General features: G+C 59.5%; 10 protein-coding genes. 6 read left to right on the forward strand and 4 right to left on the reverse strand.

Annotation, left to right across the window (positions count from 1 at the left end):
* The first annotated feature begins 6 nt into the window (after positions 1 to 6).
* A complete protein-coding gene (gene yccS / locus ACWNZ1_RS23915; protein ID WP_135847562.1) occupies positions 7 to 2,190 on the forward strand; it encodes a YccS family putative transporter in 2,184 nt (727 codons plus the stop codon).
* A 120-nt stretch (positions 2,191 to 2,310) separates the two neighbouring features.
* On the opposite strand, the gene ACWNZ1_RS23920 is transcribed toward yccS, so the two are convergent.
* The gene (locus ACWNZ1_RS23920) at positions 2,311 to 3,048 is read right to left on the reverse strand and encodes a substrate-binding periplasmic protein (RefSeq protein ID WP_135847563.1); all 738 of its coding nucleotides are present in this window, start codon (positions 3,046 to 3,048) and stop codon (positions 2,311 to 2,313) included.
* Between the two features lie 261 nt (positions 3,049 to 3,309).
* Here ACWNZ1_RS23920 and ACWNZ1_RS23925 point away from each other — a divergent pair, with 261 nt between their 5' ends.
* Positions 3,310 to 3,762: a GNAT family N-acetyltransferase gene (locus tag ACWNZ1_RS23925; RefSeq protein WP_135847564.1), complete on the forward strand. Its 453-nt coding sequence runs from the start codon at positions 3,310 to 3,312 to the stop codon at positions 3,760 to 3,762.
* 105 nt (positions 3,763 to 3,867) lie between these two features.
* Here the strand turns inward: ACWNZ1_RS23925 and ACWNZ1_RS23930 are convergent, their stop codons facing one another.
* From ACWNZ1_RS23930 to ACWNZ1_RS23940, 3 genes are read right to left on the reverse strand one after another with little or no spacing between them, the layout of a single operon-like run.
* On the reverse strand, positions 3,868 to 4,164 hold the full coding sequence (locus tag ACWNZ1_RS23930) for a winged helix-turn-helix domain-containing protein (protein ID WP_135847565.1): 297 nt from the start codon (positions 4,162 to 4,164) through the stop codon (positions 3,868 to 3,870).
* A gap of 4 nt (positions 4,165 to 4,168) precedes the next feature.
* On the reverse strand, positions 4,169 to 4,672 hold the full coding sequence (locus ACWNZ1_RS23935; RefSeq protein ID WP_135848079.1) for a M48 metallopeptidase family protein: 504 nt from the start codon (positions 4,670 to 4,672) through the stop codon (positions 4,169 to 4,171).
* Positions 4,673 to 4,713: 41 nt separating this feature from the next.
* Complete coding sequence (locus ACWNZ1_RS23940; RefSeq protein WP_256453871.1) at positions 4,714 to 6,837, reverse strand: putative bifunctional diguanylate cyclase/phosphodiesterase; 2,124 nt, start codon at positions 6,835 to 6,837, stop codon at positions 4,714 to 4,716.
* Between the two features lie 320 nt (positions 6,838 to 7,157).
* On the opposite strand from ACWNZ1_RS23940, the gene ACWNZ1_RS23945 reads away from it, so the two are divergent.
* The 4 genes from ACWNZ1_RS23945 to ACWNZ1_RS23960 all read left to right on the forward strand — a co-directional run bounded on the left by ACWNZ1_RS23945 (position 7,158) and on the right by ACWNZ1_RS23960 (position 10,518).
* Positions 7,158 to 7,823 (forward strand): polysaccharide lyase family 7 protein, encoded by a 666-nt coding sequence (locus tag ACWNZ1_RS23945; RefSeq protein ID WP_135847567.1) that lies wholly within the window; start codon positions 7,158 to 7,160, stop codon positions 7,821 to 7,823.
* Between the two features lie 280 nt (positions 7,824 to 8,103).
* Entirely contained in the window at positions 8,104 to 8,772 is a 669-nt protein-coding gene (locus ACWNZ1_RS23950; RefSeq protein WP_135847568.1) for a polysaccharide lyase family 7 protein, read from the forward strand.
* Between the two features lie 331 nt (positions 8,773 to 9,103).
* Positions 9,104 to 9,772 (forward strand): polysaccharide lyase family 7 protein, encoded by a 669-nt coding sequence (locus tag ACWNZ1_RS23955; RefSeq protein ID WP_210641686.1) that lies wholly within the window; start codon positions 9,104 to 9,106, stop codon positions 9,770 to 9,772.
* A gap of 461 nt (positions 9,773 to 10,233) precedes the next feature.
* Positions 10,234 to 10,518, forward strand: coding sequence for a fructose-bisphosphate aldolase (locus ACWNZ1_RS23960; RefSeq protein ID WP_163856320.1), 285 nt, complete (start codon positions 10,234 to 10,236; stop codon positions 10,516 to 10,518).
* The last annotated feature ends 134 nt before the right edge of the window (positions 10,519 to 10,652 follow it).

The following is a 10,652-nucleotide window of genomic DNA, read 5'->3' on the forward strand; positions in this document are numbered from 1 at the left end:
CACTTCATGTCATCGACTTCGTTTAGCCAGTCTCTGCGTCGCCTTTGGGCGTTGGATAAGTTCAGTTATAGCGTGCGGGTGTTCATCGCCCTGACCGGCAGCATGGGGGTGTGCTGGTATCTTGATGAGATGGTGCTGCTGATCCCGCTGTTCCTGGGCATCATCGCCAGCGCCCTGGCCGAGACCGATGACACTTGGCAGGGCCGCCTCAACGCGCTGGCCGTGACCCTGGTGTGCTTCACCGTCGCGGCGCTGTCGGTTGAGTTGCTGTTCCCGTATCCCATCCTGTTCATCATCGCCCTGGCCCTGGCGAGCTTCGGCCTGACCATGCTCGGAGCCCTGGGCGAACGCTATGGCGCGATTGCCTCGGCCACCTTGATTCTGTCGGTCTATACCATGATCGGCGTGGACCAGCGCGGTGGCGCGGTCACCGATTTCTGGCACGAACCCCTGCTGCTGGTGGCTGGCGCTGCGTGGTACGGCTTGCTCTCAGTGCTGTGGCAAGCGCTGTTTTCCAACCAACCGGTGCAGCAAAGCCTGGCGCGGCTGTTTCGCGAGCTGGGCCGTTACCTGAAACTCAAATCGTCGCTTCTGGAGCCGATTCGTCAACTGGACGTCGAAGCCCGACGCCTGGAACTGGCCCAACAGAACGGCCGAGTGGTCGCGGCGCTGAACGCAGCGAAGGAGATCATCCTGCACCGCGTGGGCAATGGCCGGCCAGGCTCCAAAGTCAGCCGTTACCTGAAGCTGTATTTCCTCGCCCAAGACATCCATGAGCGCGCCAGTTCCTCCCATTACCCCTACAACGCACTGGCCGAGGCCTTCTTCCACAGCGACGTGATGTTCCGCTGCCAGCGCCTGCTGCGCCAACAGGGCAAGGCCTGCCAGGCGCTGGCCGAATCGATCCAACTGCGCCAGCCGTTCGTCTACGACGCCAGCTTCGCCGAGGCCCTCAACGACCTGCATGCCTCCCTCGAACATCTGCGCATCCAGAGCAATCCGGCCTGGCGCGGCTTGTTGCGATCGTTACGCGCCCTTTCGGCCAACCTTGCCACCATGGATCGCCTGCTCAGCGACGCGAGCAACCCCGATGCCCTGGCCGACGCCACCGACAGCAGCTTGCTGGACCGCTCGCCGCGCAACCTCAAGGACGTCTGGCTACGCTTGCGCACGCAGCTCACGCCAACCTCGCTGCTGTTCCGTCATGCCCTGCGCCTGCCCTTGGCGCTGAGCGTGGGCTACGCCATGGTGCATCTGATCCACCCATCCCAGGGTTATTGGATCATCCTCACCACGCTGTTCGTCTGCCAACCCAACTACGGCGCCACCCGGCGCAAGCTCGGCCAGCGAATCATCGGCACCGCCATTGGCCTGACCGTGGCCTGGGCACTGTTCGATCTGTTTCCCAACCCGCTGGTGCAATCGAGCTTCGCCATTGCCGCCGGGGTGGTGTTCTTTACCAACCGCACGACCCGCTACACCCTGGCAACTGCGGGGATCACCATCATGGTGCTGTTCTGCTTCAACCAGGTGGGCGACGGCTACGGGCTACTGCTGCCGCGACTGTTCGATACCTTGCTGGGCAGCCTGATTGCCGGGCTTGCGGTATTCCTGTTCCTGCCCGACTGGCAAGGCCGACGACTGAACAAGGTGCTGGCCAACACGCTGACCTGCAACAGCATTTACCTGCGTCAGATCATGCAGCAGTACGCCGCCGGTAAAAGCGACGACCTGGCCTACCGCCTGGCCCGCCGCAATGCCCACAACGCCGACGCCGCGCTGTCCACCACGCTGGCCAACATGCTGATGGAGCCGGGGCATTTCCGTAAGGAAGCCGATGTGGGGTTCCGCTTCCTGGTGCTTTCCCACACGCTGCTCAGTTACCTGTCAGGCCTGGGCGCCCACCGCGGCACCGAACTGCCAGCGCAGGTGCGCGAGCACCTGATCGATGGCGCAGGGGCGAAACTGGCGACGAGCATCGACGAAATCGCCCAGGGCCTGGCGAGTAAAACGCCGATTGTGCTCCAAAGCGACGAGGAGGAAGCCCTGGCCAATGAGCTTGAGCAGATGCCCGATGAAATTGACGAAGGCCAGCGACTGGTGCAGACGCAACTGGGGTTGATCTGTCGGCAACTGGGGCCGTTGCGGACCTTGGCGGCGCATTTGATCAAGGACACCAGCGAGGCTTGAGACTGCAGTGAATGGGTCGACCCCTTCGCGAGCAAGCCCGCTCCCACAGGAGTACGCATTCCAAATGTGGGAGCGGGCTTGCTCGCGAAGAGGCCAGTCCAGACCACTCAACCTTCAAGCTCACATCCCATGCTGCTTGAGCAACCGCGCATAACTGCCATCCGCCTTCATCGCCGCAATCTCCCGATCAAACCCCGCCACGATCTGCTCATGCTGCGGGTTCTTCAGGCTGACCAGGATGTGCAGGCTGTTTTCGCTCAACGGCTTGGGCAGGAACTCCACGGCATTGCGCACCTTGGCCGATTCGCGGGCCAGGTAATAACGGGCGACATATTCATCTTCCAGAGTCAGCTTCACGCGGTCGGCAGCCAGCATGCGCACGGCCATCGCGAAGTTATGCACAGGGACTTTCTGCATTTTCTGGTCTTCATCGAATGCCTTGGAGTAGGCATAACCGCGCACCACGGCGATGGGATAGGCATACAGCTGTGGCAGGTTGTCGAACTCAATCGGCGCATCCTTGCGCTTGAGGAAGCGCACGCGGTTGAGCAGATACTCGGCCGAGAACTGGCCCACATGGGTGCGTTCTTCGCTGTACCAGGCGTTGACCAGCACGTCATAACGCCCCTCTCCGATGCCCAGCATTGCCCGAGCCCAGGGCACCTGCTCGAAATCAGTGGCATAACCGGCCCGCGCCAGGGCCGTGCTGACGATATCGGTCGCCAGGCCGCCATTGACCAGCGTGGAGTCGGTAAAGGGCGGCCAGCCATCGGCGACCAGACGCAACTTCTGCGCATAAGCGTTGTGGCTCAGCAACAGCAACCCGACCAAAGCAAGAGCTCGATGCAATCGCGGCATGCCAAACATCCTTGACGGGTTCAAAGCCCGGTTTGTTTTTAGCCGAAACTCAAGGGATATCCTCAGACATCCGGTCCTAACATTAGCTCATTGAAACCGCTGCACGGCGCTGGATCGAAGATTACACAAAGAAGACAACGCTGCGGCAAAGGAATGATGGCATTTTGGTCTTTATCACAGATTTTTTTACTGGAGCGAGCAAGAGACTTCCGAAGACAGCGCGCTTAATATCGGCATCAGGTTCTCAAGGAAATTCAAAAAATGGACATCGATTGGGTCTGCAAACACCACAGTGACCTGAGCAAGGAACAGCTGTATGCCATCCTCAAATTGCGCGCCGAAGTGTTCGTCGTCGAGCAAAACTGTGCCTACCCGGACGTCGACGGCCTGGATCTGGAGGGCGACACCTGCCATTTGATGGCTTGGCAGGGCAATCACTTGGTGGCCTACCTTCGTTTACTCGACCCGCACTCGCAAAACAGCGACGTGGTGATCGGGCGCGTGGTCATCGCACCGCAAGCCCGGGGCCAGGGCCTGGGTCATAAACTGATGGAACGAGCCCTCAAGCAGGCCGAGAAACGCTGGCCTGGTACGTCGATCTCATTGTCGGCACAGGCGCATTTGCAGGGGTATTACGGACGGTATGGGTTTGGCGTAGTGGGTGTGGAATATATGGAAGATGGGATTCCACATATAGGCATGCATCGGCCCTGATGACGCCATCGCGAGCAAGCTCGCTCCCACAGTGGTTCTCCAGTGAACCATCGAATGTGGGGGTGGGCTTGCTCGCGAAGAGGCCACCCCAGACACAGCCAATGTTCAGGGATACTCAAGCACCGCCTTGATCCGCTGCAGATTCCCCTCGATCCACCCCCGATCAATCGCCCCCCAATCGCGAATCCGATAACACCCGGCATGATTGCGGGCGCCCTGCTCCTGCTCGAACTCACACACAATATCCAGGTCCGCCAGCGCCGCCACGGTATCCTGGGCGGTGCGCCGGGGCATACCGGTGACTTCGGTGAGCGCGGGGACATTGCTGGCCACGCCGCTGTCGATCAGGTAAGCCACATACAAACGACGATAGAAGCTGCTTTTGGTCTTGCTGACATCCATCCAGTCATTCCTTGTGTTGTTGCAGATCACGCCAGGTCAGGTACACCCGCAAGTCGAATTCCAACTGGTGATACCCCGGCAGCATGTGCTCGCAGAGTTGGTAGAACGCCTTGTTGTGGTCCGACTCTTTGAAGTGGGCCAATTCATGCACCACGATCATTTTCAAAAACTCGGGTGCCGCCTCCTTGAACAGCGAAGCGATGCGGATTTCCTTCTTGGCCTTGAGCTTGCCGCCCTGCACCCGTGAAACCGCAGTGTGCAGGCCAAGGGCGCGGTGGGTCAGGTCCAGGCGATTGTCGAACAGCACCTTATCGATGGCCGGCGCGTTACGCAGGTATTGTTGCTTGAGCTCCAGCGCGTAACCGTACAGGGCTTTATCGCTCTGGACCGGATGCCGGTCGGGATAGCGCTGGTGCAGGTAATCGCCCAGTCGATCCTGGGCAATCATTTGCTGCACTTGTGCTTGCAGGGCGGCCGGGTAGGCCTGGAGGTATTTGAGCGCGGTCATCGGTGGCAACACAGTCACAAAAGGCCGCCAGTGTAGCGAATTCAGGCCCGCACCGCGCTCCAGTCAAATGGCACGGCAAAGGCATCGGTGTCCTCGGCCATCAACGGTCGCGCCACGAGGAACCCTTGCACGTAGCCACAGCCATGGGCCTTGAGCCAGTGATATTGCTCCGAGGTCTCGACCCCCTCGGCGATCACCCGCAAACCCAATTGTGTACACAAATCGATCACCGAAGCAGCCAGTGCCGCATCTCGAGGCGAGTCCGGCAGACGGGCGATCAGGTGTCGGTCGAGCTTGAGAGTGTCGAGTTCAAGGTCGCGCAGATGCGCCAGCGAACACGGCCCCGAACCGAAGTCATCCAGCGCCACCCGCACCCCGAGGTGCCGCAGCAGCCGCAACTGCTTATGGGTTTCGTCGGGGTTGCGCATCAGCGCATCCTCGGTCACCTCCACCTCCAGTTGCCGGGGTTTCAAGGCATGGCGGTCCAGGACCTGACGCAATTCGGTCACCAGGTTAGGCATGCCGAACTGGGTACTGCTCAGGCTCACCCCCAACACCAGATCGTCAGCGAACTTGCGCTCCCAGACTTTGCGCTGGGCTGCGCTGCGATGATAGATCCAACTGCCCAACCGGCTGATCAACCGCGCCTCTTCCAGCAACGGCAGGAACAGCCCCGGCGGTACATCGCCGACGCTGGGGTGCTGCCAGCGCAACAACGCCTCGAAGCCACGGATCCGCCCATCTGCGATGGACACCTGGGGCTGATAGACCATATTGAAATCGCGGTTCTCGATGGCCGAGCGCACACTTTCCTCGAGCATCAGCCTTGAACGGGCTCGACCGTTCATTTCGTGATCGTAGAAACGGTATTGCTGGCGGCCGGCGCGTTTGGCTTCGTACATGGCGATGTCGGAAGCGCGCAGCAAACCGTCGAGATTGGACCCGCAATCCGGATACGTCGCGATGCCGATACTGGCCCCCAACGCCACATCCATGCCTTCGATCTGCTGACAGATCGAGACTCGCTCGATGAGCTTTTCCGCGATCTTCGCCGCGTGCTCCGGGAGTTCGAGGTCCAGCAGGGCCGTGAACTCGTCACCGCCGAGCCGTGCCAGGATGTCGAACGGACGCAGGCACGCCTTCAATTGCTCGGACACCCAGCGCAACACTCGGTCACCGGCGTCATGGCCCAGGGAATCATTGACCCGCTTGAAGCCGTCGAGATCCAGATACAGCAACACCCAGTTGCTTTCCAGCCGCTCGCTGCGCATCAGCAGGTTTTCCGCCGTCTGATAAAACCCCCTGCGGTTGAGCAAACCGGTCAGCGGGTCAGTGACAGCCTGGAACTCAAGTTGCTGGTGCAAGTGGCGAACCACCGACATGTCCTGAAGCGTCACCACCATCGCCTTCTGCTCCGAGGGCAGCGGCGCACAGGACAACGCCACCGACACCTGCTGGCCAGGCGCAGTGCGCAGGACGGCATCGTGCACGCGCCAGGTTTCACCACGGCAATAGGCGCGGTGGATATCGGAGTCGACCCATTCGGGGATATGGGGTTTCTGCAGGAAGTCCAGCAACGGCATGCCCTGCAACTGCTCGGCGGTGGCATTGAGCAGCCGACATGTAGACGGGTTGGCGAAGCGGATACAGCCGCTTTCATCCACCACGAGGATCCCTTCGGCGGCATTGTCCAGCACCGAAGCGTTGAACGCCCTGGCGGCCTCCAGATCCTGGCTCAGACGCTGCAAGGCCCGGCGATTGCGCTGGTGCTCCAGCAACGCCTGGACCTTGGGCTTGAGAATCTGCGGGTCGAACGGTTTGAACAGGTAATCCACGGCGCCACTGGCGTAGCCCTTGATCACCGCATCCTGGGATTGTTCGTTGGCGGTCAGGAAAATGATCGGCGTAAGCCGCGTGCGCTGGCTGCCGCGCATCAGCCGCGCCACTTCGAAACCGTCCATATCGGGCATCTGCACATCCAGCAGAACCAAGTCGATCTCGTGTTCGAGCAGCAGATTAAGAGCCTCGATACCCGAGGCCGCCGTTATGACCTTCCAATCCTGACGCTGCAACAACGCTCGCATGCTGAGCAGGTTTTCGGGGTAATCATCAACAATCAATAGGACAGAGCTGTCTTCGCCAAGTGCAGGTTGCGCGCATTCCATGCTGCTTCTCTTATCGGGCGCCACGTCCGCTTTACGTGGCAAAGCGGACAAATACTGTGATCTCACTCTAGACCGTGATTCCGGAAAGCAGTAGGTGTCATCGCGCCATCATCCAGACAAAGCCCGAAATAGCCGACTAACGGTCACCCTCCTCGGGCACAGAAACTGCAACGACACCGCTGACAGACAATTGACGTCAGTCATCCGCCGGGCGGTCATCAAAAAATCTCCATCCTGCGTGATTAATTCGCCCACAAGCGCGAGCTAGAGCCTCTCGCCGGGCGCTCAGCATTTTCACCCCCGTTACGTAGGATCCGACCATGATTGATCTCGCCACCTGGAACCTGAGCATCCCCGAAGGCAGCCCACCGACGACCATCCAAACCTCTCAACTGGTGGAAGGGTTCCAGGACCAGTACTTCCGCGCCGACTCCGGTACGGTGTTTTTCTGGGCACCGGTCACCGGCGCCACGACCGCCAATGCGATTTACCCGCGTAGTGAACTGCGGGAAACCTATAGCAACGGCACCCAGCGCAACTGGTTGTACTCAGCGGCTGATAACAAGCTGGCCGCCACGCTGACCGTCAACCAGGTCCCCAGCACCGGCAAACTCGTCATCGGACAGATCCACGCCAAAGACAGCACCAGCCCCATGGTGAAGCTGGAGTACCAGTACAAAACCTACAGCTCCACCGGCAACATCGTCGCCAAGGTCCGCATGCGTCCCGACGATGAATCGGGCCAGGTCATCACCATCGCCACGGGCATAAAACTCAATCAGTCCTTCTCTTACCTGATCCACCTCAGCCCCGCCGGCGTCCTGACCATCAATGGCGCGGGTTACCAGTGGAGCTCCCCCATCAGCTCGACCTGGAGCGACAAGCCGCTGTACTTCAAGGCGGGCGTGTACGTGCAGGACAACACCGGCTATCCCACCGAAGGCGGCACCGTGACGTTCAGCCTGCTGGATATCGATCACATCTAGACGCTTTGCGTGGCGCCATGGCAGCGACGCAATGCTGCCCGCCCAGGCGACCCTATCAATGCGAAATCGTTCAGGGCGAGTTCGAAACTACCGACTAACGGTTACCCACCCAGGCACAGATGCTGCAAATGGCATATTCGACGGACAATTGACGTCAATCATCCGCCGGACGGTCATCAAAAAATCTCCATCCTGCGTGATCAACACATCCCAAACGCTCGGAGTAGAGCCTCCCGCTTTGGAACTCAGCACTTTTACGCCCGTTACGCAGGATCCGACCATGATCGATCTCAACACCTGGAACTTGAGCATCCCCGAAGGCAGCCCCGCCATCACCATCGAAACGCCTCGGCTGGCCCAGGGGTTCAAGGATGAATATTTCCACTCCGACACCGGCACGCTGTTCTTTTGGGCGCCGGTGACCGGCACCAAGACCGCAAACGCGATTTATCCACGCAGCGAACTGCGGGAAACCTACAGTGACGGCACCTTGCGCAACTGGCTGTATCCGGCGGCGGACAACATCTTGCGTGCCGCCGTCACCGTCAATCAGGTGCCCAGCAGCGGCAAGATCGTCATCGGTCAGATTCATGCCAAGGACAGCACCAGCCCCATGGTGAAACTGGAGTACCAGTACAAAACCTATAGCTCCACCGGCAACATCGTCGCCAAGGTGCGCATGCGCCCCGACGACGAATCCGGCCAGGTCATCACCATCGCCACCGGCGTGAAGCTCGACCGCAGCTTTACCTACATGATCCACCTCAGCCCGAAGGGCGCATTGGGCATCAGCGCGGCGGGTTATAACTGGAGAACCACCATCGACCCATCCTGGAAGGTCAAACCGCTGTATTTCAAGGCGGGTGTGTACGTGCAGGACAACACCGGCTACACCACCGAAGGCGGAAAAGTGACGTTTAGCCTGCTGGAAATCAATCACAACATCTGATCGCTTTTCCTGGCGCCATGGCAGCACGGATGCTGCTTGCGGTGCGCCCCTCAACGCTTGGGCATTCGCCTCTCACGCTCAATCGAGCGCAGGCCATGCGCGCAGTGCCATATCGCCATCGTTCAAAAAACTTTCCTACTAGCCGACTAACGGTCGCCTGTCTCGGGCACCAAAGCGGCAAACGCAACTCTGACGGTCTGCTGACGCCAACCCTCCGCCGGATCTACGTGAAAAACGTTCGATCCCGTTTCCTCCTGGCGTCGGCGAAAGCGCGTCCTAGAGCCTTCGGCTGTGGCGTAAATCATTTCTTATGTACAGAAAGGATCCGAACATGGTCGATCTTGCAACCTGGAACTTGAGCATCCCCGAGGGCAGCCCGCCGAAAACCATTGAAACGCCTCGGCTGGTGGATGGGTTCAAGGATAAGTACTTCAACTCCGAAGGCAGCACGGTGTATTTCTGGTCACCGGTGACCGGCACCAAGACTGAAAACGCGGTCTATCCGCGCAGCGAATTACGAGAAACCTATAAAGACGGCACTTTGCGCAACTGGCTGTACCCCGATGCCGACAATAAATTGAGCGCGACCCTGGTCGTCAACCAGGTGCCCAGCACCGGCAAGATCGTGATCGGTCAGATTCATGCCAAGGACAGCAGCAAACCCCTGGTGAAGCTGGAATACCAGTACAAGGACGACAGCAAGACCGGCAACATCGTCGCTAAAGTGCGCATGCGCCCCGATGACGACGAGGGTCGAGTCATCACAGTGGCCACTGGGGTGAAACTTGCCCAGTCCTTCAGTTACCGGCTCCACCTCGATCGTACCGGCGACCTGGGTATTACCGCGGCGGGTCGTAGCTGGTACACCACCATCAGCTCTACGTGGCGGGTCAAGCCGTTGTACTTCAAGGCTGGCGTGTACGTGCAAGACAACAGCGGCTATACCAGCGAAGGCGGGAAAGTGACGTTCAGCAAGTTGGATATTGATCACAACACTTAAAAAGTGCTTCCGAAAATCTCGTAGGAATTCACCCTTTGTGGCGAGGGGATTTATCCCCGCAGGGCTGCGCAGCAGCCCTCTCCTTTCGTCAGACCTTCCGCATGCGCCGGTTTGCGGCGGCTGCGCGCCCGAGCGGGAGCAAGCCCCCTGGCCACAGGGGCGCGGTGCGTCCTACAGGTCGATTTTGGCTTCGAAAATCTCCTCTATAGTTCGGTGGGTCTGCTGGCCTTGGTCAGTGGGCAAGGGTTTCGCAGCCCGCTGACAGAACAGAGACTTTGCGCCGTCAAATGAAAATTCAGGCAAACTCGCCTGCGTTCATTTTATGGCGGTTGCGCGCGGGAGATCTTCGGGTCTGCCGGGTTTGGTCTCTATCTCGGTCTGCGAACCCGCGCGCAACTGCCACCCATTTGTTTCGCAGCAAGAAGGTGGCAATTTATGTTTCTTAAATAGAGCCAAACCTTATGACGACGACTCAAGCAATCAGCCGCTTCACCCCTCTCACCCCAATCGCCACCACCCAACCTGTTCTGTTCATCGACAAAACCGTCCCGCTGACAGAGCTCCACGCCTGCGCCAGCGAACGCCTGCATGCCACCCTCGATTACCTGACGCTCATGGCCTGCGCCAGCCTGCGTGACTCGGCCGCCAGCGACTTCAACACCCTCACCAATGTCGCCCGGATCCTGGTCCAGGATGTCACCGATGTGTTTGGTGTCATTGAACAGCGCGGGCTTGAAGGGGAATAGAAATACCGTGTGTATATCCATTGCTGCGGTAACGGCTACTTAGGGTTCCGCCCTTACGGCCATCCCTTTCAAGGTCTTTTCGTTTTGGCGGCCTTGATTACCCGGTCCGTTGAAACATGTGCATGCACCGCAGT

It is taken from the genome of Pseudomonas sp. CFBP 5748 (assembly GCF_053850495.1).

Bases quoted from the DNA above. Each gene is read 5' to 3' on its own strand.
- yccS (WP_135847562.1), top strand. From the start codon at position 7: ATGTCATCGACTTCGTTTAGCCAGTCTCTGCGTCGCCTTTGGGCGTTG.
- ACWNZ1_RS23920 (WP_135847563.1), bottom strand. From the start codon at position 3,048: ATGCCGCGATTGCATCGAGCTCTTGCTTTGGTCGGGTTGCTGTTGCTG.
- ACWNZ1_RS23925 (WP_135847564.1), top strand. From the start codon at position 3,310: ATGGACATCGATTGGGTCTGCAAACACCACAGTGACCTGAGCAAGGAA.
- ACWNZ1_RS23930 (WP_135847565.1), bottom strand. From the start codon at position 4,164: ATGGATGTCAGCAAGACCAAAAGCAGCTTCTATCGTCGTTTGTATGTG.
- ACWNZ1_RS23935 (WP_135848079.1), bottom strand. From the start codon at position 4,672: ATGACCGCGCTCAAATACCTCCAGGCCTACCCGGCCGCCCTGCAAGCA.
- ACWNZ1_RS23940 (WP_256453871.1), bottom strand. From the start codon at position 6,837: ATGGAATGCGCGCAACCTGCACTTGGCGAAGACAGCTCTGTCCTATTG.
- ACWNZ1_RS23945 (WP_135847567.1), top strand. From the start codon at position 7,158: ATGATTGATCTCGCCACCTGGAACCTGAGCATCCCCGAAGGCAGCCCA.
- ACWNZ1_RS23950 (WP_135847568.1), top strand. From the start codon at position 8,104: ATGATCGATCTCAACACCTGGAACTTGAGCATCCCCGAAGGCAGCCCC.
- ACWNZ1_RS23955 (WP_210641686.1), top strand. From the start codon at position 9,104: ATGGTCGATCTTGCAACCTGGAACTTGAGCATCCCCGAGGGCAGCCCG.
- ACWNZ1_RS23960 (WP_163856320.1), top strand. From the start codon at position 10,234: ATGACGACGACTCAAGCAATCAGCCGCTTCACCCCTCTCACCCCAATC.